Below are 21,977 nucleotides of genomic sequence, written 5' to 3'. Positions count from 1 at the left end.
CAACTATTTGGAGCGAAAAACATTTGACAAAAATACCGATCGGTTTTTAAATACGCACATGATGATAGGAAGACCAAGAAGCGTTGAAACGGAAGACGCATTAAAAGCGGCAATGCTGTTGTTCTGGGAGAACGGCTATGAAGCGACATCTTTGCACGATTTGTTGCAGAGTACCAAATTATGCAGAAGCCGCCTGTATCAATTGTTTGGCAGCAAAGAGGGTTTATTTTTAAAAACAATCGAATTGTATGGTATTGAATTGAGGCAGACGCTTATGCAACAACTGGCATCAAGCTCTTCCGGAAAACAGTTTATCCGCAATCTATTTTCCGAGATTATTTCTGAGGTTTCATCCAGTCAGGCAATAAAGGGATGCTTTCTGGTGAATACCGCTAATGAATTCTCCCAACGCACCGCTGCCGTTACCGATCTGGTCAACAAAGGCACGGGATATTTAAAACAAATTCTGCTTGAAGCAATTAAACGCGACCAAAAAAACAATTTGATCAGTTGCCGCATCAATGCGGATAGTTTAGCGAATTATCTGTTAAACAGTATCTGCGGACTAAGAACGTTGGTAAAAGCCGGTACCGATCAACGAACTTTGCAGGAGGTGATGGATACCACATTAACGCTGTTGGACTAAAGGAAAATTTTTTTGATCACTTAAAAACCGATTGGTATTTATTATAATCCGGAGGGAAAATGACAGAATTACTCGAAAAATCAAATGCCACAGGTCGCGCTAAAGAAGTCTATGATGATATCGATGCAAGTTTCGGGATGATTCCCAATCTGTTCAAGGCGATGGCCTCAGCCGATCCGGAATGGTTGGCTTTGAACTGGCAAAGGGAAAAACAGATTATGATTGAGGATGGACCTTTGGACAGAAAAACCAGAGAATTAATTGCCCTGGCCGTTTCAATCACAAACAACTGTAAATATTGCTCCCTGGCACACGAAGCACTGGCACTCCATTCTGGCGCATCTCGGGAAATGGTCGCCCATACGAAGCAGATTATTGAATTATTTTCCAGCTTCAACGCAATCGCGAACTCATTTCCGGAGCTTCCGTGCGATATTAAACCTAAAAAATAATAATTAGCGTGATAAAAGGAAAAAATCAGAACATTGATATGGCGTCAATTTAATCCTGTTGCATAAAGTTCGCTCAACGTTACGGATAGGCTGATTTCCTGGCAAGGATCGCAGAAAATTACAGATAACTTTTTATCATTTCATCAGCCATAGCTGTCATATCCACAGGAAGCTTTCCTTTTGTAACCTGGGCGATTGCGGACATGCCCTCCAGCAACACAAACAACTTACAGGCCAATTCATCCGGTTTTTGTGAAACGGTATCTTTTGTCAAAGCGCACAAGATATCCAGTTCCCAGCGTTTGAACCGGATACAAGTATCCTCAATGGCACGATCTTTACCTGAAAACTCACCCATTGCGTTGACAGCCAGACAGCCATGAAAATTAACATCTTCAAACCATAGTTTGGCATCTTCAAAAATGATCAAAATTTTTTCTCGACTGGTTTTATCCCGTCGCTCCAGAATTTGATTAAGATACGCCGCATAAGTCGTTCTATAAAATTCCAGCACCGATACGATCAATTCATTTTTCGTTGGAAAGTATTTATATAGGGTTCTTTTAGAGACATTTGCCGTCTGCATGATCAAGTCCACGCCTGTCGCGTAAAAACCTCTCGCCTTAAAAAGACCATACGCCGCTTCCACAATCTGTCTTTTTTTCGGTGTTTCCAGTGCAACTGGCTCCCCTTTCTTATTCATGATGCCACTCTATTTTTATTTTCTTTTAAAAAGCAATATTTTACAAGAAAGTAAACCGATAGGTGTAAATTATCTTCGACAGGGTAAACTGATCTGTGTATAAAAAGCTTGACAATGTAAACAGTTCTGTTTACTATTTTTTCAAGTAAACTGATATGTTTACTTTAATTCAATTTTTATCATCAATTAACAGTCCTAAGGAGATTATCATGACTCAATTTAGAGCCAATCCGAAATTTCTAATTCCAGCACTCGCTTTGTCCATACTACTCCTGCATATCATTGCACCCGTAGCAGCCGATAAGGTTTCTCCAGCAGAGAAAAGTTATGCTGTGTTCAATGATAAGGGTGAGCTGCAAAGACCCACGGGATACCGGGAATGGGTTTTTATCGGCAGTCCCTTGACACCCAACGATATGAACGACGGCAAAGCCGCTTTCCCGGAGTTTCACAATGTTTATATTGATCCGGTCAGCTGGACACATTGGAAAACAGCGGGTGAATTTCCAGACGAAACGATAATCGTCAAGGAACTCGTCGGTGTGGGCAGTAAAAAGGCAGTCAGTGGAAACGGCTACTTCCAGGGAGAATTTATCGGTCTCGAGGCGATGGTTAAAAACAAAAAGTATTTTCCTGACACGCCCGGTCATTGGGGGTTTTTCCGTTTTACAATTGAAAACAGCCTGCATTTGCATAAACGCGCAAACGCACAAGCCCCTGCAAACTGCTTAACCTGTCATCAGAGCAACGCGGCGACGGATCTTGTTTTCACCCAGTATTATCCTGTGCTACGCGCAAGCAAAGCCATGGGAGAAGCAGGAACGGGCGGCATGTAACAAGCCAAATTTTTAGAACTATTCTTCTAATTATTGATTAATCAGTCTACAAAATGACGTATACAGCGTTCACAAGGTGTTACTCCACGAGGGTTGGCACAAGGGCAATAGTCGTAGTTGTCAAGCACCGAAACACAACCTTGCCGCATCTTGTGAACGCCAAAAGGACAAGCCTTTCAAAGCCGCCAGTCGTTTCAATCACACATATTGATTTGCGCCACTTGATACATCATTGACATTCTTATCCACTAATTAAGATTCTGATTCAGGGTGCCAGACATTAACAACCGAATCCATTAAAATAGATGCGAATTTAGCTCGTTTTGATTTATTCAAATTTTGGCATTCTCTGGATCAAAGACACCGTGAACAAAAAAATCATTTATGGCGATATCGGCGGAACCAAAACCCTCTTACAGATTGCAGAAGTCAAGAATGGCGGTATTCTCTCACAAGAAACGTATCGCTATGACAGTGGAAAATACAATTGTTTTTCTGACATTTTTACTGATTTTCTGAGCAAAACCGGCGTTACTCCATCGGATTGCGTGTCTGCGTCCGCCTGTTTTGCAGTCGCAGGCCCTGTTGTTAGCCAGCAGGCTCAATTGACCAATTTGCCCTGGCAAATGGATGCTGCAAAAATCGCACATCTGTTTTCGATTCCCCGTGTCAAGCTTCTCAATGATTTTGAAGCGGTCGCGACGGCCGTGGAAGTGCTATCTCCTGATGATCTGGTTACCCTTCAGGAAGGCTGCGCATTGCCCAGAGCGATGCGCGTTGTACTCGGTGCAGGTACCGGCATGGGCGTCGCCTGGCTGGCCTGGCAGGAAGAGGGTTATAAACCCATTTCAACAGAAGCGGGGCATATTGATTTTGCACCCACCAATAACATACAAATTCAATTATTGGAGTCATTGCAAAAAAAATTCCATCATGTTTCTGTTGAGCGCGTATTATCGGGCGCTGGTTTGACGCATTTATTCAATTTCCTGCAAACCGACACAACGGAATTCTCGAATCTTGTTCCCATTCAATTGGCTGAGGACGACGGCGCGACTATAACAGCGCTCGCAACCGAACAAAATCATCCGGTTGCCATCCGCACCCTGGAACTGTTTGCAGAAATCTATGGGGCCTATGCAGGCAATTTGGCGCTTGCTGGGTTATGCCGAAATGGCGTATATATTGCAGGCGGGATTGCGCCCAAGATCCTTGATATTATTCGGGCAGGGGGGTTTATTCGCGGATTTTGCAACAAAGGGCGGTTTTCCGGGCTAATGCGTGAAATTCCGGTACGAATAATCATCAACTCCGAGGCCGGTCTGCTGGGTGCCAAAAGAGAGGCCTGGATATTGTCACACTATAATGACTCGCATAATGGCGCGATGAAGTGAATTCGGAAGTCATTTTGAATGTTATAGGTGCTGACTGACTTCACATCAGCGCGCTATTTGCCTATTATGACTTGTTCGCACTTGAGCAAACAAAGCATCGTAACAATTTATTACATTAAAAACACAAATATCACATGAATACAGACACATAACTCATGATCGGGAAGTATTGACAACCAGCAAATTCATGTTACTTTTTTCTCGTCACGGAGATCTACACTATGTTTCCTAAAACCGCATATACAATTACAATAAACCCCAAAATACCCGCCCGTCTTGAGCGTCTGGAAGAATTGGCCAACAATCTCTGGTACAGCTGGGATCGATCCACACGAACACTTTTTTCACGACTCGATCATACGCTTTGGGGCGCTGTCGGACATAACCCCAAAGCATTTCTCAAGCGCGCAGATGAAGTTGTGTTGCAGAAAGCAGCGGAAGATCCTACTTTTTTGACTACATACGACAGTGTATTAGCAACTTTCGATTCCTATCTTTACGAGCAGCCGTCGCCTCTGGATAAGGAGAACGGCTTACAACTGAAAGATCAGATCGCCTATTTTTGTTTCGAATTCGGGTTTCATGAAAGTTTACCCATTTATTCAGGCGGCCTGGGCATTCTTGCAGGCGATCACTGCAAGGCGGCAAGCGACTTGCGCTTACCGTTTGTCGGCATTGGATTGCTTTACCGGCAGGGCTACTTTTTTCAAACAATTGATAATCATGGGAACCAGCAGGCAATCTATACCGACTCGGATTTCGAAGACCTGCCTATAGCGCCTGTCTTGCATGACGACGGCACTGAAATGCGAATTGAAGTGGCATTACCTAAACGCAATGTCCTTGTAAAAATATGGATGGTAAGAATCGGTCGCGTGAAACTTTATCTGCTGGACACCGATTTGCCGGAAAATTCGCCCGAGGATCGCAATATTACCCATAAACTCTATGGTGGCGACAAAACCATGCGCATTGAGCAGGAAATTATCCTCGGCGTAGGAGGGGTGCGCGCGCTGCACGAGATAGGCATTAAGCCGACGGTATGGCATATTAACGAAGGCCATGCTGCATTCATGATACTGGAACGCGCACGTATGCTGATGCATGAAGACCTGGATTTTTCCAGTGCACTCGAAGCGGTAGCGGCCAATACGGTTTTCACTACCCATACTGCGGTACCCGCCGGACATGATCATTTCAGCGAAGAAATGATGCAGACCTATTTTGAATCTTTTTATCAAGATTTTAATCTCAACCGCGAAGCATTCATGGCGTTGGGCCACACTGCAGAATGTGTGGATTTCAATATGACTGCGCTCGCCATTCGCGGCTCGCGCACGCATAACGGTGTAAGTAAAATACACGGCAATGTGTCGTCCAGTATTTGCCAGGATTTATGGCCACAGATCGAACCGGAAGAAAATCCCATGTCTTATATTACCAATGGTGTCCATGTGCCGACTTTTCTTGCACAGGAATGGACTGCTTTGTTTGACCGCTATCTTGGCTTCGATTGGCGTGACAAAATGTGCGACACCGAATTCTGGCAACGTGTTCACGAAATTCCCGATCACATGTTCTGGAGTATACGACAGTCGTTGAAATCACAAATGCTTTTTGGCATCCGCGATCGCCTTGCAGAACAAAATACCCGCAACCACGGTTCTGATGCTCACCTGGATCGACTGCTTAAATTTACCGATCCGATTAACTCGAATATTCTGACTATCGGTTTTGCACGACGTTTTGCCACATACAAACGCGCCGCGTTGTTATTCGATGATCTTGACTGGCTGCGCAGAATTGTACTCGATGAAGCGCGACCAGTTTTATTTATATTTGCCGGCAAAGCGCATCCGGCCGATGAACCGGGACAGGATCTTATCCGGCGAATCAGCCAGATTGCACATATGCCTGAATTTCAAGGCAGGTTGTTACTCGTAGAAGGTTATGATTTGCGCCTTGCCAGACGATTGGTCGCTGGCGTGGATGTCTGGCTTAACAATCCGATTTTTCCTCTGGAAGCCAGCGGCACATCTGGTATTAAAGCCGGCATTAATGGATCGATTAATCTGAGTATACTCGATGGTTGGTGGGGAGAAGGCTATGATGGTCAGAACGGCTGGGCGATCAAACCGGGACCAAAAAACATGGAAGCAGGATTACGCGACCAGGAAGAGAGTCAAGCACTTTATGAAATTCTGCAGGACCAGGTGATACCTCTTTATTATGATCGCAGCAAACTCGGTTACTCACCCGAATGGGTGAAAATGGCCAAGCATTCTATGGCATCATTGCTGCCCCGCTTTAGCGCCGCACGCATGGTGAGTGAATACCTGAACAATTTCTATCAGCCGGCCAGCAAACAGGGTGAACACTATGCCGCTGATCATTTTGCCGGCGCCAGGAAGATTGCCGATTGGAAAAACCGTATCCGCAGCGCATGGAGCGGCGTTCAAATTCGGCGTATCGATACGCCGCTGAACCGGGCAAACTTTAATGCCATCCTGAATTTCAAAGTGGCTGCCAAACTGAACGGACTAAAACCGGAAGATGTTGTCGTAGAAATGCTGATACGCCGTCAGTTCAAAAAAACCCAGCTGCGAAAATTTAATCATTTCCGCTTTGAATTTACGGGTACGCAAGCGCATGACGAACACATCTTTGAACTCAGGCTGGCGCCGGAACTCTGCGGCAAACAGGAATATTTCATTCGTATTTACCCGTATCATTCATTACTGACACATCCGCTGGAAATGGGTATGATGGTTTGGGTGTAGGAGAAACAATCTGTACAATAATCGGTATTCATCGGACAAGGTAACACCATAACGTCTAAGAGGAAATATCATATGGCCGAACCTGATATTGTTACAATGAATCAAGAAGAGGCCCTCAACGTTCCTGGCCCATTCTTTATTAAAGACTGCGCACTGGTTGCGCTGGCAACCGGCAGACGGGCGCGTATGTTGCAAGAATTCCGCAGCGAACTAGCCAGTATTGATGAATCAAGCATTTATCATCATTACTGGGGCAGCTTGCTGCAAGCGCGCTTTGAGGAACGTGAATTCAATAACGATTTTGCCGCCTGGATTAGGCATGGCATCCATGACGCCATTCTGGCCGAACGTCTGGCGGCGCTGGATCCGACCGATTTTACCGACCTTGAATTATTACGCCATGAAATCATGGAACTAATTGACATGCGCCTGGATGAATGTGAAGGTTTGCTATGGATGCGTGCGACCCAACAATTTGAATTTATCCGCTCGCAAATTATTGTTTTTGATACATCATGCTGTTTGCAGCAACCAGCGGAACTGGCAACTGCAATCGAACAATTCTCAACCAGCAGCATCTTTTATCACTTTATTGACGCACGCCGCCGCACGGAACACCGATGCGATGATTTCAGCGACTGGTTAGGCGGCTTTGGTGAAAAATTCACGTTATTGCGGGAACAAATTGCAGGCATTGATCCATACTTTGGCAACCTTTCCGAATTGCGCGCACAACTGACACAGTTATTCCAGACTTATTTTCAGGGAGCGGATTCATGAGCCTATTGGATGATTATGCGCAAATTACCGGACAAGATGTCATTGCGCATCTGCGCCAACTTGCCGCACCTTTTTCTGGCGCAAAAGTCGTGCATGTCAATTCCACGCGTGTCGGTGGCGGCGTTGCTGAAATTCTGACCAAAATGGTTCCGCTCATGCAAGAACTTGGTATTGAGACAAGCTGGGAAGTGATCACCGGCGAAAGCCAGTTTTTTGAGTGCACCAAAGGCATGCATAATACGTTACAAGGCAATCAGATTCACTTGAGCGACAAGCTGCTCAGGGTTTATGAAAGAACCAATGCCGAGAATGCCGAGTCCCTGCGCCCGCTGTTAACAGAAGCGGATTTTGTCTTTATTCATGACCCTCAGCCTGCGGCGTTATTGCAACATTTCCCAAAACGTAAAGGCAAGTGGATCTGGCGCTGTCATATCGACGCCAGCCATCCCTACCGGCCGGTATGGAAATACCTGCGCCAGTTCATTGCGCCGTATGACGCCAGTATTTTTTCGCTGGCCGCTTTTGCCCGTGAATTGCCGCATCCGATTTATCTGATACCGCCCAGCATCGATCCACTCAGCGAAAAAAATATCGAGTTAAAGTCCGGCGCGATTGAACAGGTTTATAAAAAATATAAGCTAGACCCGGAGCGCCCGCTTATTTTACAGGTATCCCGCTTTGACCGTTTCAAAGATCCTGTTGGCGTTATTCAAGCTTATCAATTGGCTAAAAAATTTCTGCCATCATTGCAACTCGTCATGGCAGGCGGCGAAGCGACCGACGATCCTGAGGGCAGTATCGTTTTGGGCGAAGTGCAGGCAGCAGCCAACGGCGATCCTGATATTCATATTCTGTTGTTGCCATCCGATGCGCATCTGGAAATAAACGCACTGCAACGTGCAGCAAACATCGTATTGCAAAAATCCATCCGCGAGGGTTTTGGCCTGACTGTCACCGAGGCAATGTGGAAAGGAAAACCCGTGATTGGCGGTGATGTCGGCGGTATCCGTCTGCAGGTGATCAACCACCACACCGGTTTTCTCGTAAACACGCCTGAAGGCGCTGCGCTGCGCATGCGATACATGTTGTATCAACCCGAGAAAATCAGCGAAATGGGGGAAAAAGCCCGGGCTTTTGTGCGTGACAATTTTCTCATTACCCGCCATCTGCGTGAATATCTGGCACTGATGGTTGCTTTGTTATACGAGTCACAGGATCGCATCGAATTGACTGATTCCAGTCTGAACCGGGAAATCCATGAATCCCGGAAATGATTGTTATCGCATGCCCTTTGGCGCAGAAGTACTTGATGACCATGGCGTAAGATTCCGTCTATGGGCGCCCGCCGCCCGGACAGTCGATGTCTGTTTAAAAAACGAAACGATTGAAAAAATGATTCCGATGTCAACCGGAATTGATGGGTGGTTCGATATCACAACAGATTTGGCCGAGGCAGGCACGCATTATCGATTCCGCATCAATGGAGAAATACAAATACCGGATCCGGCATCCCGTTTTCAGCCGGATGACGTACACGGGCTGAGTGAAGTCATCGATGCCGGTAGCTGGCAATGGCAGGATATCCACTGGCAGGGACGGCCCTGGGAAGAAACGGTCATTTACGAACTACATGTTGGCAGCTTCACACCTCAGGGAAGTTTCTCCGGCATGCTGGAGAAACTCGACCATCTTGTCAATCTTGGCGTCACTGCAGTTGAATTAATGCCGGTTGCTGACTTCCCGGGAAAACGCAACTGGGGCTATGACGGTGCCTATCTTTTTGCGCCCGACAGCCGATACGGCAAACCGGATGACCTCAAAGCATTGATCGACGCGGCACATGCGCGCAACCTGATGGTGTTTCTGGATGTTGTGTATAACCATTTCGGACCGGAAGGCAATTATCTGCATCAATATGCGCCGCAGTTTTTTTCAGCAAAACACCATACGCCCTGGGGTGCGGCTATCAATTTCGATGATGCGCAAAGTTATTGGGTACGGCAATTCTATATCCACAATGCGCTGTACTGGCTGACCGAATATCATGTTGACGGTTTGCGTCTGGACGCCGTCCATGCCGTTCAAGATGACTCGCAACCGAATATCCTGACAGAACTTTCTCAGCAAATACAGAAAAGCTTTACCAACGGCCGACACATCCACCTAATCCTGGAAAACGACCACAACGCAGCACATTATCTGGCGCGGGATACAGAGAACAAGCCACGATTTTACGTCGCGCAGTGGAATGACGACATTCATCATTCACTGCATACTCTGCTGACCGGCGAATCAAGCGGATACTACATCGATTATTCCCAAAACCCGGTATATCAATTGGGGCGCTGCCTGACTGAAGGTTTCGCATATCAAGGCGATCTATCCGTCTATCGGGACGATCAACCTCGAGGCGAAACAAGCGGCCATTTACCGCCGACGGCGTTTGTATCGTTTCTGCAAAATCATGACCAGATTGGCAATCGCGCTTTTGGAGAACGCATACAATCGCTCGCCAAACCTGAACAAATCCATGCCGCAATGGCGATATTGCTGCTCGCACCGTCACCGCCGTTATTGTTTATGGGCGAGGAATGGGGGTGCCGTCAGCCATTTCCTTTTTTCTGTGATTTCGGACCGGATCTGGCCAATCTGGTGATTACCGGCCGCCGCGAAGAATTTGCCCGTTTTCCCGAATTCAGTAATCCCGTTGATCGTGAACGCATTCCTAACCCGATGGACGCCCAGACGTTCCGGCAGGCTGTTCTGAACTGGGATGACTGCAACCATCCTGATCACGCATACTGGCTTGATTTGTATTGCAAATTGCTGGCATTGCGCCATCGCGAAATTATCCCGCGGTTGCACAACATTGCTGGCCGGCAAAAAGATTTTAGTCAACTGGAAACAAATACCCTGACTGCATATTGGATTTTGGGAGATAGCGCCCGGTTATCCCTATTTGCCAACTTTGGCGATAAACCGTTCAGCGGTTGTAATTTTTCTCCCCATGCGGTTTTATATGCCACACATGCTGTCAGCCACGAACACCTCAACATCGAATCCCTGCCGCCCTGGTCCGTTATCTGGACACTTGATGAAAGGCCTGAACCATGAATCCATCCAGCATGCCCTGCGCGACATACCGCTTGCAGTTCAACCGGGAATTCACCTTTTCCGATGCCACCGGCATCATCGATTATTTACATACTCTGGGAATCAGTCATGTCTACGCATCGCCATTCCTCAAAGCGCGTGCTGGCAGCCTGCATGGTTATAACATTGTCGATCACAATGCATTAAACCCTGAAATTGGAGACAAGGCTGACTTCAATGCTTATGTTGAGGAACTTCATCAGTACGGAATGGGACAGATTATCGATATTGTGCCCAACCACATGGGTGTTGGCGGCGACGATAATGCCTGGTGGCTTCATGTCCTGGAAAATGGTGAATCTTCAATTTTTGCTACATTTTTCGACATCGACTGGCACCCTGCCAATCCAGCGCTATACAACAAGATTTTATTACCCTTTCTTGGCAATCATTATGGAACGGTCCTTGAAAACGGTGAGTTAAAACTTGAATTTGACAGCAATAGCGGCGCGTTTAACGTGCACTACTATGAACATTTGTTTCCCATCGATCTGCGCACCTATCCACAAATCCTGGATCTTCAGTCCGACAATCTTGCGCAACCCAACGCCTGTTCGCAAAAATTTCTTGAAGCACTGACCGCAATTATCCTGGAATGTAAGGCCCTGCCGCGCCGTAATGATCTCTCTGACAGTCAGCCAGCGCTTCGTCATCAAGGCGTACTGACCATCAAACGCCATCTGGCCGATCTTTACCAGGCGCATCCTGAAATGAACAGCTTCATACAGGCCAGCCTCACCTGCATAAATGGCGATGTTTCTCAACCGAGTAGTTTTAACAGATTGCATCACCTACTGGAGACACAGGCCTACCGATTGTCATACTGGAAAGTTGCCACAGCAGAAATTAATTACCGGCGTTTTTTCGATATTAATGAATTGGCCGCCTTAAGCATGGAAAACGATGAAGTCTTTAAGGTCACGCACCGGTTTGTCCGGAAAATGATCCATGACGGCCAAGTCAATGGCCTGCGTATAGACCATCCCGACGGCCTGTCCGATCCCAGCGCCTATTATCATCAGTTGCGGCATTTAATCCATCAGGAGAAAAATCATCATCCTCGACAGAATAACGGTTTTTTTGGTATCTGGATCGAAAAAATCCTGGCCAATTATGAGAATTTGCCAACTAACTGGCCTGTCAGTGGTACGACGGGTTATGATGCCGCGTTTTTATTGAACGGCATTTTTGTCCGCCAACAATCCGAGCGCCTTTTCAATCGCATATACAATCGGTTTATCGGTCTGACCCTGAATTTTGAGGAACTGCTTTACGACCGTAAAAAAATCGTCACCTACCGCATGCTTTCAAGCGAATTGTCTGTGCTGGCAAATTTGCTGAGTAACATTGCCCATACCAACCGCCATACCCGCGATTTTACCTATCAAGCATTACGCGACGCATTGAGCGAAGTGGTCGCCTGTTTCCCGGTTTACAGGACCTATATTAGTGCAGAATACATTAGCGATGAAGATTTGCGCTATGTGCAGTGGGCAATCGCACAGGCCAAGAAACATACTCCGGCTGCTGATATTCTTATTTTTGATTTTGTCGAAAATCTGCTGACACTGGCGAATCTTGATCACTACAGTGTAAACATGCGACGCAAGGCAATACAGTTTGTTCAAAAATTTCAGCAATATACTGCGCCGGTTATGGCCAAAGGGTTGGAAGACACTACTTTTTACATATACAACCGCCTGGTATCTCTCAATGATGTCGGATTTAATCCATGTGCTTTTGGTATTTCGGTTGCCGCTTTTCATCAAACGAATAAACAGCGGCTGGATTACTGGCCACATGCAATGGTGACCACATCCACACATGACAGCAAGCGCAGCGAAGATGTCAGAATGCGTATTAGCGTACTGTCAGAGATCCCTAGTGAATGGCAGCAGCACCTCAGCCGCTGGAGCCGGTTGAACCGGAATAAAAAACGTTTGATCAACGGCGAGCGCGCGCCATCGCGTAATGACGAATACCTCATTTATCAGACCTTGATCGGTACCTGGCCGCTGGAAACAGCTGAAACGCTCAATGGCGCAGCTACATTTGAATCGTTGCAAACGCGCATCGAAGCCTATACGCTCAAAGCAGCCAAGGAAGCCAAGGTGCATACTTCATGGATCAACCCCAATGAAGCGTACGAAAAAGCTATCCGTTATTTCGTCAATGCATTGTTTGAAAATCCCGAGCGCAATGCATTTCTAGCCGATTTTCTCCCGTTTCAGAAACGTATCGCGCGTTTCGGACTGTTCAATAGCCTGTCGCAAACGCTGCTGAAACTGACTGTGCCAGGCATACCCGACATTTATCAGGGCAATGAGTTGTGGATGTTTAGTCTCGTCGATCCTGATAACCGGCGGCCTGTCGATTATCAACAGCGCCGCCAGATACTGCAATTCCTCGTCAATGCATCCCAAGCAAGCGCAAAATTATCCGATTTCACCCGGCAGCTCCTTGAACAGATCGACAACGGCTACGCTAAACTTTATCTGACCTGGAAAACCATGACGCTACGCCACCAGTATCCACAATTATTCCATCATGGCAAATATGCCGGTCTATCCACGCAAGGCTTGAAAGCAGACCATATCTGCGCTTTTTTACGTTACGATGAAGAAAAAGCAGTCATCGTTGTTGCAGCGCGCGAATTTGTGCCACTTGTTACCGAAGAAAACGGCTTGCCAATCGGTCGTTCTGTTTGGGAAAACACCGTGATTGAAATGCCCGAAAACCAGCCTGCAAAAGCCTATCGTAATATCCTGACCGATGAATCTGTTACTCCCAAGGCAATCGATGGTCAGTTATTCTTTGATGCTGCCGATGTTTTAAACAGTTTTTCTGTGGGATTACTGGTCAGTGAATAAGCAAACAAAGCCCTAAAAATAAATTTTGATATTCAATACGAAACACTATTACAAACCTCGAGACACTAAAGCAACGCACATACGCAGTAAACAAGCGTGCTCGCCGAGTTGCTACTAAATTCCTATATTTTCAAAATCTTTTCTGAAACAAAAACGAAACTCTGAGAATGAAGTCAATGATTGATAGTGCAGCGCTTTACAAAGCCTATCGTCAAGTACGGCAAGGACGATATCATCGATGCCGAGGGCATTTGTAAAACCGCCAACCAATCGAACATGTACTATGTTGCGACCAACCTGACACACTGATAACACTTATATACCCACTTGAGCTAATTTCTCCCACAGAAAATGAACCTGTGGCGTTAAACCATGCCTCACATACTGTAAATACACTTTGATCTACATTTTCAGTCAAATCCGCTGAAATATTTTTTGATCCAGGGTAAATTTGATGACGAGTCGAATTGAAAAACATGATTCAATCCCAAATTAAGAAAAACAACATAAATTGGGTGGCTTCTTGTGCCTTAAAAAAGATTGCTGAAGATGGCCAAATCGACTTTGCTGTAAATATTTTTTGATATTGCAAATGGTGTTTCGAGGGTGAAAGCAAAAATGCTTGCAAGTCAGAATTTTGATATAATCCGATACTTTCGGCTTTTATACTTTTAATTAATCCATCCTATTTTGGAATTGAATATATGCCAAAGACAAAACCGGTCAATACCAGTGACGTAGAAGATAAAAAGTCTACCGTAAAAACGGAAGAAAAAAAAGAAAATTTAAAATGGGCAAAATCTCAAAATACCAAAAAAAATACAAAAGCAGTTGATAATACGGATAAAAAAATACGCAGGAAATCCAGTGATACAACTGAAATTACTGATGCTAACCAAGACAAAATGACCAAACCAAGCAAGAAAACGAAGACGCGAGTCAGTAAAAAGGCTAAAGCTGCGGCAATTACAGAACAGCTAAATAGTCTTGAATCTGCTGCTTCTGCATCACCAGAGAACTTGCAAGCTATGGATATTGAAGCCAGACGCATGCGTTTAAAACGATTGATTGTATTGGGTAAAGAGCGCGGTTATCTAACCTATGCGGAAATAAACGATCATCTGCCCGATGACATGCTGGATGCTGAACAAATTGAAGGCATCATCAGCATGATCAACGATATGGGTATCTCTGTCCACGATGAGGCGCCAGATGCTGAAACATTATTAATGTCAGATGCTGCAACTACGGTTGCTGATGAAGATGTTGCAGAAGAAGCCGAGGCCGCTTTATCCTCAGTGGATTCTGAATTTGGGCGCACAACCGATCCTGTTCGTATGTATATGCGGGAAATGGGTTCAGTAGGCCTGTTGACACGTGAAAGCGAAATCGAGATCGCAAAACGCATTGAAGGCGGGTTGCGCCATATGATTCAGGCAATTTCTGCTTGCCCGCCTATTATTTCTGAAATTCTCAAACTTGCCTCAGAAGTTGAAAATGACATTCTGCGTATTGATGAGGTGGTTGATGGATTGGTTGATTCTGATGATCAGGATATTGTTAATGCAGAAATGATGGGCGAAGCGTTGGATCCAGATCTGGATTCCAATGACATGGATGATGATTCTGATGATGAAGAATCTGATGACGGCAGTGCAATTGAGAGCGCAGACTTAATGAAGCTTAAGGCTGATGCTCTGGAACATTTTAATGTTGTCCGCGGACTTTACACAGAAATACAGGCCGTTCTCAATGCAGATGGACCCAATAGTAAAAAGTATCAACAGTTACAGGAAAAAATTTCCAACGAACTCATGTGTATCCGTTTTTCAGCCAAAATGGTTGAAAAACTCTGTGACACACAACGTATGCTAGTACAGGATGTTCGCAGTTACGAACGCAAAATAATGGAACTGTGCGTATCGAAATCGAAAATGCCGCGCAGTCATTTCATCAAAACATTTCCTGGAAACGAGACAAATTTTGACTGGATTGATAACGAGATCAATGCAGAAAAACCATACAGCAAAGCACTGGAACACTATAAGCCGGAAATTATTGAGCAACAACAAAAGCTGCTTACGCTCAAAGAAACGATTGGCATTTCTATCAGGGATTTGCGTGAAATAAACCGTAAAATGTCGACAGGCGAAGCCAAAGCGCGTCGTGCAAAACGGGAAATGACAGAGGCAAATTTACGCTTGGTGATTTCCATTGCCAAGAAATATACTAACCGTGGACTGCAGTTCCTTGATTTGATTCAGGAAGGAAACATCGGTCTAATGAAAGCGGTCGACAAGTTCGAATATCGACGCGGTTACAAATTTTCTACCTACGCGACATGGTGGATACGCCAGGCGATTACGCGCTCCATCGCTGATCAAGCACGCACGATTCGAATACCGGTACATATGATTGAAACAATTAATAAAATGAATCGGATTTCGCGTCAAATCCTGCAAGAAACAGGACAAGAACCCGAACCAGCAGTGCTCGCTGAAAAAATGGAAATGCCTGAGGAAAAAATCCGTAAAATACTCAAGATTTCCAAAGAGCCCATTTCCATGGAAACGCCTATTGGCGACGACGAAGATTCCCACCTGGGTGATTTTATCGAAGACGCCGCCACAATGGCCCCTTCAGATGCTGCAGTTTATGCTAGCCTAAGAGGGGTTACTAAGGATATACTTGATTCTTTGACACCGCGTGAAGCAAAGGTATTACGGATGCGGTTCGGCATCGAAATGAACACAGACCATACATTGGAAGAAGTTGGAAAACAGTTTGATGTTACTCGTGAACGGATCCGCCAAATAGAAGCCAAAGCATTACGGAAACTACGCCATCCAGCACGTTCTGAAAGGCTACGCAGTTTTCTTGACACTGGAAACGGGTAATAAAAAAATAAAGGGTCTGTAGCTCAGTTGGTTAGAGCAGGGGACTCATAATCCCTTGGTCGTTGGTTCGAGTCCAACCAGACCCACCATAAAATCAAGAGGTTAGAGGTTTTCTCTAGCCTCTTTTTTCTTGGGGTGTGCCAGATTTGTGCCAATAAAGACATTGGATACGAGTTCGGCATGCTCCAGAAGCTGTGGTTTTGACAGATGAGCATACCGTCTGACCATTTCTTCTGTAAATAGCGGAGTAAAAATGTACCACTGAAGCGCACAAGATTTTGCGAATATCGCGGAATAAAAGTGTGCCAGTCTGATGCCTGTAAGCTGATGCGTTTAGCACCAAGTGAAAGGCGAAAGGATGTATTCAGTGGAACTATATGTAAAAATACGACGGGCGGTGATGGTTGAAGGCAAAAGCGAGCGAGAAGTCGCGCGTTATTTTGGTATTCACCGCGAGACTGTTAAGAAGATGTGTCAATATGCGGTACCGCCAGGTTACCGGCGCAAGAGTTCTCCTGCTTCACCAAAGCTAGCCGCTTTCACTGGCATTATAGATGCCATTCTTGAAGCTGATAAAACAGTTCATCCCAAACAACGTCATACGGCAACCCGGATATTGGAGTGTCAATAGCGGAGCAAAAATGTACCAGATAGCGCGTTAAAAGTGTACCAGTAAAGTTAATAAAAAAGAGGAATTAATCCTCGGGTTTAGCGCTTTTATTTTTTATATTCCGGGGTTGAAATAAAGCGCAGTGTATTCCCCAACTACTCATTATTTTTTTTGGTGTTCTCCTTTCCTATAAGTGTGGAATTCATTGATTGTTTTTGTCGCTTCTTACTTGCAGCCAGGCGATACGATTCACCATTCATTTCCAGGATATGGACATGGTGGGTCAAACGATCCAGCAGTGCGCCGGTCAATCGTTCTGACCCCAGAACACTTGTCCATTCGTCAAACGGTAAATTCGATGTGACCAGGGTGGCGCCATGTTCGTAACGGCGACTAAACACTTCAAACAAGAGCTCTGCGCCTACTGCAGTAAATGGCACATAACCCAGTTCGTCGATGATCAACAATTTGGTGTTAGCCAGCTGTTTTTGCAATAGACGCAACCGTTTCTCATCACGCGCTTCCATCAATTCATGTACCAAAGCTGCGGCCGTCTTAAAGACAACGCTCAAACCTTTCTGACAAGCGGCCAGCCCTAAAGCTAACGCTGTATGCGTTTTGCCAACGCCCGAAGGCCCCAATGCAATGACATTTTCACGCTTGTCAATCCATTCGCAGCGCATCAGCTCTAATACCAACGATTTATTCAATTCTGGAATTGCAGTGAAATCGAAGGTATCCAGGCTTTTAATCACCGGGAATTTTGCCATACGTATACGCCGCTCAGTATTGCGTCGCTCACGGTCGATACGCTCAAGCTCACATAACCGTAATAAGTAACGCGCGTAATCAACACCTTCATTTGCGCATTCGATTGCAACCTTCTCATATTCACGAGCAAAGGTCGAAAGCTTCAATGCCTTGAAATGATTCTCCAGCAAAACCTGTGGTGTAACTGTCGTGGAAATCGATGTTTCATTCATAATGACTCTCCATTACAGGTTTTTGAGTTGCTTCGGATATTTGCAACAGGCTTAAGTACGTCCTAGGTTCGGTGGGTAGTACATTGGCATTGGGTAGATAGGGGTAACACGTCAGATCGAGTTTCGCTGGCCGTTGTTCAATTGCACACAGAATCAGATGCTTGATCGCGTCAAATCCAATTGAACCCAAATCAATCGCTTTTTTTATCGCATGTTCAACTTGCGCTTGGCTAAAATTCTCCAGTAGCCGCAAAACCTGGATATATTCCTTGCGACCACGCCGTTCCAACCGCGCTTCAAGCAATCGGCGCAAACGATCAAATACTTCGGGCAGCACCCAATCCTGGAGGGGCGCCGCCTGATCCAATGCGCGCGGCTTTTGTTCCAGCAATGCCAAATAATGCAGCGGGTTATAGATGAATTCTTCCCGGCCATAGCTGCGTTGATGTCGTGCAATGGTGTCCGCACCCAGACAAATATCAACATGATCAACGTAACCTTTGACCAGCACTTCCCGATGACCGTACTGAGTGGGTACCGAGTAGTCGTTGGTTCGATAGCGCACCAGAGACAGAGAAGATACACGAGTCGAAATCTTGTGGCATGCATCAAACTCAGCTGCAGGCAATGCCATGAGTGCAGCAGCATCACGCTTCATACGCTCAGCAATGGTTTCAGTTTGCCCACGTAGCTTAGCTTGTTGGCGTTTGATACAACCGTCCAGCAACCTGGTGTTCAAGGCATCAAAATTATCAGCTATCGGCAACGGCACCATGAAATGGCGACGATTGAAACCAACCATGCCTTCAACATTGCCTTTATCATTACCCCGCCCTGGACGTCCAAATTTGTCTTCAAACAGATAATGACTTTGCAGTTCACTGAATGCTTTAGTCCGCTTACGCTTGCCATCACCCAGTATTTTAGCGACGGCGAGCCTGGTATTGTCATATAAAATAGATTGCGGCACACCACCTAAAAACGCAAATGCAGCAACATGCCCATCCAGAAAGGATTCGGTATCTTCCGTCGGATAGGCTTTGACAAAGCAGCCGTCCGAATGTGGCAGATCAAGACAGAAATAATGAAACCGTACCAGCTTGCCACCAATATAACCGTCAGCTTCGCCAAAGTCTACCTGAGCGTGGCCAGGTAAATGGACCAGCGGCATAAACATCTCCTTCTGCTGAATCTTGGCTTTATAAACATAATTACGCACAATGGTATAGCCGCCAGTGAATCCATGTTCATCGCGCAATCGCTCCAATATCCGGGTTGCCGTATGACGTTGTTTGGGATGAACTGTTTTATCAGCTTCAAGAATGGCATCTATAATGCCAGTGAAAGCGGCTAGCTTTGGTGAAGCAGGAGAACTCTTGCGCCGGTAACCTGGCGTGTAAATCGGCATGTAAAACTTACCAGAATTTTCGGAAAATCGGCGTTGAAAAGTTTCCACTCTGAGATGATAAATTACCGGCATTTTGCTGGAGAACTTTGGAGTGATAGAGATGGATATAATTGCCGAAATCAGAAGGCGACATTTTGTCAGTAAAGAAAAAATCAGTTCAATTGCCCGTTCATTGGGGCTGTCCCGTCCTACAGTCAGGAAACATTTAAAGACGGAGGCTGAACCGGAATATCGGCGTCAAACGCAATGTGCGCCGAAGCTAGGAGAATTTAAAGCGTTATTGACCAGTTGGCTGGAAACAGAGGCATTGCTACCGCAAAAGCAGCGTCGAACAGCAATGCGATTATATGAAGGTTTGATAATTGAAGGTTATACAGGCGCTTATGACAGCGTTCGGCGTTTTGTAAAGCAGTGGAAAGCAGAGAACAAGGATACCCCGGCACCCAGGCAAACGTTTGTTCCTTTAGCGTTTAAACCCGGTGAAGTCTGTCAATTTGACTGGAGTCAGGAAGTTGTTGATCTGGGTGGGCGGGAACAAGTCGTCAAGGTGGCGCATTTTCGTTTGTGTTACAGCCGCAAGATGTTTGTCGTCGCTTATTTCAGGGAAGCGCAGGAGATGCTGATGGATGCGCATAATCGTGCATTTGCGTTCTTTGGTGGCGTGCCGCTGCAGATGGTTTAGACAATCCCAAGACAATTGTGGATGCGGTTTTGATGGGCAAAGAGAGAAAGTTTAATCGGCGGTTTATGGCATTGGCGAATCACTATTTGTTTGAACCGGTTGCCTGCACGCCGGCGGCCGGCTGGGAGAAAGGTCAGATAGAGAATCAGGTGGGTAATGTCAGAGAATGGCTGTTCACGCCGCGCATAAAGTTTGCAACGCTGGATGACTTAAACCGCTGGCTGGCGCAGCGTTGTCATGAGCTGTCAAACAGGAAGCATCCTGATTTTGCACAAACCATTGCGGAATGTTTTCAGCAGGAACAACCGTTATTGCGGCAAATCACAACACCATTTGCCGGTTATGTTGAGCACCTGATGAAAGTCTCCAGAACCTGCCTGGTGCGTGTTGACCGGAATCAGTACAGTGTACCGGCCCAATGGTCCGGGAAGGTGGTTTCGGTCAGAGTATTTGCCGGTCATCTTGATATTGTGGCGGAGGGAAAAGCGATTGCGACGCATCAACGCAATTTCCTGCGCGATCAGCTGATCTGTAATCCATGGCATTATTTGCCCGTGCTGGAGAAGAAACCCGGTGCTATCCGTCACGGCGCGCCATTCCAGAACTGGGAACTACCGGAATCGATCCGTCACGTACGTGAGAAACTTCAGAAGCAAGATAAAAATGAACGCGCTTTTGTTGATCTGTTGTTATTGACCCGCGAAGCCGGTCTTGATGCACTTGAGACAGCCTGTGAACTGGCGTTGGAATCCGGTGTTGTCAATGCCAGTGTGTTGCAGAATGCTATACGGCGTTTGATTGAACCAGTTCGTTCCAAGACATTGAATACCGGCGATACCTTACAACTAACCACTGAACCGCTGGCCGATTTCCAGCGTTACGATCATTTGCTTGGAAGCCGCCATGTCCACTGACTTGCTTACCCAACTCAAAGCATTGCATCTGTATGGCATGAGCGACGCCTGGTCTGAGTTAAGCGCTGAAATGCCGCAACGCAAGCAAATATCGCCGGAAACCGTATTAAGCCAACTGATCAATGCCGAAATAGCCGAACGCCAGCTACGCAGCCTGAAATACCAGATGAAGGCTGCAAAGTTTCCAATCCACCGCGACCTGGTGAAATTCGACTGGAATGAAACGCCACTCTCACGCCAACAGATAGAACAGCTCTCAACGGCTGCTTTTATGGATGATGCACATAACCTCATCCTGGTCGGTGGCACCGGTACCGGCAAAACCCATTTGGCCACAGCACTGGGCGTTGCCGCTATTCATCATGGCAAACGCATTCGATTCTTCAACGCTGTGGACTTGGTTAACCTGCTGGAGCAGGAAAAACAACTGAATAAAACCGGACACCTGGCCAGAAGGCTCATTCAGATTGACGCAGTCATCCTTGATGAACTGGGCTATCTGCCTTTCCCGGAATCAGGTGGCGCACTCCTGTTTCACTTGATCAGCCAGCTGTATGAGCGCACTTCACTCATTATAACGACCAACCTGAAATTCAGTGAATGGGTGCAGGTTTTTGGCGATGCCAAAATGACCACTGCATTGTTAGACCGTATTACACATCATTGCGACATCCTGGAAACCGGCAATGATTCTTACCGTTTCAAACATCGAAAACAATGTATAAAAACCAATTAACCAACTAAACAAGGTGGAAACTTTTCGACGCCGATGACTGGAAAATTTTCAATGCCGATTGACAGGTTCGGGAAATATTTTAGTAATTGACTTTCAATCGCCACCATGATCTGCACAATATGAAGGACAGGTT

At 46.0% G+C, this 21,977-nt stretch carries 16 protein-coding genes, 1 tRNA gene and 1 pseudogene; 15 read left to right on the top strand and 3 right to left on the bottom strand.

Annotated features, from left to right (window positions below; genetic code table 11):
- Positions 1-58 precede the first annotated feature (58 nt).
- Complete coding sequence (locus MRK00_05940) at positions 59-646, top strand: TetR/AcrR family transcriptional regulator (protein MDR4516915.1); 588 nt, start codon at positions 59-61, stop codon at positions 644-646.
- 59 nt (positions 647-705) lie between these two features.
- Positions 706-1,098: a carboxymuconolactone decarboxylase family protein gene (locus tag MRK00_05935; GenBank protein ID MDR4516914.1), complete on the top strand. Its 393-nt coding sequence runs from the start codon at positions 706-708 to the stop codon at positions 1,096-1,098.
- 118 nt (positions 1,099-1,216) lie between these two features.
- Here the strand turns inward: MRK00_05935 and MRK00_05930 are convergent, their stop codons facing one another.
- Positions 1,217-1,801, bottom strand: a complete 585-nt coding sequence (locus MRK00_05930) for a TetR/AcrR family transcriptional regulator (GenBank protein MDR4516913.1) — start codon at positions 1,799-1,801, stop codon at positions 1,217-1,219.
- A 209-nt stretch (positions 1,802-2,010) separates the two neighbouring features.
- Between MRK00_05930 and MRK00_05925 the strand changes: the two genes are divergently transcribed.
- The 10 genes from MRK00_05925 (at position 2,011) to MRK00_05880 (ending at position 17,142) form a co-directional block, all read left to right on the top strand.
- On the top strand, positions 2,011-2,637 hold the full coding sequence (locus MRK00_05925; protein MDR4516912.1) for a cytochrome P460 family protein: 627 nt from the start codon (positions 2,011-2,013) through the stop codon (positions 2,635-2,637).
- Between the two features lie 365 nt (positions 2,638-3,002).
- On the top strand, positions 3,003-4,031 hold the full coding sequence (gene glk, locus MRK00_05920; protein ID MDR4516911.1) for a glucokinase: 1,029 nt from the start codon (positions 3,003-3,005) through the stop codon (positions 4,029-4,031).
- 221 nt (positions 4,032-4,252) lie between these two features.
- Positions 4,253-6,811: an alpha-glucan family phosphorylase gene (gene glgP / locus MRK00_05915; GenBank protein ID MDR4516910.1), complete on the top strand. Its 2,559-nt coding sequence runs from the start codon at positions 4,253-4,255 to the stop codon at positions 6,809-6,811.
- Positions 6,812-6,883: 72 nt separating this feature from the next.
- A complete protein-coding gene (locus tag MRK00_05910) occupies positions 6,884-7,591 on the top strand; it encodes a DUF5752 family protein (protein ID MDR4516909.1) in 708 nt (235 codons plus the stop codon).
- Positions 7,588-8,865 (top strand): glycosyltransferase, encoded by a 1,278-nt coding sequence (locus MRK00_05905; GenBank protein MDR4516908.1) that lies wholly within the window; start codon positions 7,588-7,590, stop codon positions 8,863-8,865. Before MRK00_05910 ends, MRK00_05905 begins: the two co-directional genes overlap by 4 nt.
- The gene (gene treZ, locus MRK00_05900; protein MDR4516907.1) at positions 8,849-10,705 is read left to right on the top strand and encodes a malto-oligosyltrehalose trehalohydrolase; all 1,857 of its coding nucleotides are present in this window, start codon (positions 8,849-8,851) and stop codon (positions 10,703-10,705) included. Before MRK00_05905 ends, treZ begins: the two co-directional genes overlap by 17 nt.
- Positions 10,702-13,614, top strand: a complete 2,913-nt coding sequence (gene treY / locus MRK00_05895) for a malto-oligosyltrehalose synthase (protein ID MDR4516906.1) — start codon at positions 10,702-10,704, stop codon at positions 13,612-13,614. The genes treZ and treY overlap by 4 nt, the downstream gene beginning before the upstream one ends.
- Before the next feature lie 704 nt (positions 13,615-14,318).
- Positions 14,319-16,511: an RNA polymerase sigma factor RpoD gene (gene rpoD, locus MRK00_05890; GenBank protein MDR4516905.1), complete on the top strand. Its 2,193-nt coding sequence runs from the start codon at positions 14,319-14,321 to the stop codon at positions 16,509-16,511.
- A gap of 12 nt (positions 16,512-16,523) precedes the next feature.
- Positions 16,524-16,600, top strand: a tRNA-Ile gene (locus MRK00_05885).
- A gap of 269 nt (positions 16,601-16,869) precedes the next feature.
- Positions 16,870-17,142 carry a hypothetical protein gene (locus MRK00_05880; protein ID MDR4516904.1) on the top strand — a complete coding sequence of 91 codons (273 nt, stop codon included), beginning with the start codon at positions 16,870-16,872 and terminating at the stop codon, positions 17,140-17,142.
- Positions 17,143-17,276: 134 nt separating this feature from the next.
- Here the strand turns inward: MRK00_05880 and istB (MRK00_05875) are convergent, their stop codons facing one another.
- Together istB (MRK00_05875) and istA (MRK00_05870) are read right to left on the bottom strand one after the other, a co-directional pair.
- Positions 17,277-18,104: an IS21-like element helper ATPase IstB gene (gene istB, locus MRK00_05875; GenBank protein ID MDR4516903.1), complete on the bottom strand. Its 828-nt coding sequence runs from the start codon at positions 18,102-18,104 to the stop codon at positions 17,277-17,279.
- Positions 18,097-19,440 (bottom strand): annotated as a pseudogene (gene istA, locus MRK00_05870) (IS21 family transposase). The gene istB (MRK00_05875) and the pseudogene istA (MRK00_05870) overlap by 8 nt, the downstream one beginning before the upstream one ends.
- A gap of 172 nt (positions 19,441-19,612) precedes the next feature.
- Here istA (MRK00_05870) and istA (MRK00_05865) point away from each other — a divergent pair.
- Genes istA (MRK00_05865) through istB (MRK00_05855) form a run of 3 tightly spaced genes read left to right on the top strand, consistent with a single transcriptional unit; the run spans position 19,613 to position 21,844 of the window.
- Positions 19,613-20,194 carry an IS21 family transposase gene (gene istA / locus MRK00_05865; protein ID MDR4516902.1) on the top strand — a complete coding sequence of 194 codons (582 nt, stop codon included), beginning with the start codon at positions 19,613-19,615 and terminating at the stop codon, positions 20,192-20,194.
- A gap of 17 nt (positions 20,195-20,211) precedes the next feature.
- Entirely contained in the window at positions 20,212-21,108 is an 897-nt protein-coding gene (locus tag MRK00_05860; GenBank protein ID MDR4516901.1) for a hypothetical protein, read from the top strand.
- Positions 21,098-21,844, top strand: a complete 747-nt coding sequence (istB, locus tag MRK00_05855) for an IS21-like element helper ATPase IstB (protein MDR4516900.1) — start codon at positions 21,098-21,100, stop codon at positions 21,842-21,844. Before MRK00_05860 ends, istB (MRK00_05855) begins: the two co-directional genes overlap by 11 nt.
- Positions 21,845-21,977: the final 133 nt, after the last annotated feature.

The sequence above is a fragment of the Nitrosomonas sp. genome (assembly GCA_031316255.1).
GTDB lineage: Bacteria > Pseudomonadota > Gammaproteobacteria > Burkholderiales > Nitrosomonadaceae > Nitrosomonas.
The sequence above is the reverse complement of the archived record's forward strand: the minus strand, read 5'-3'. Positions and strand labels throughout refer to the sequence as shown.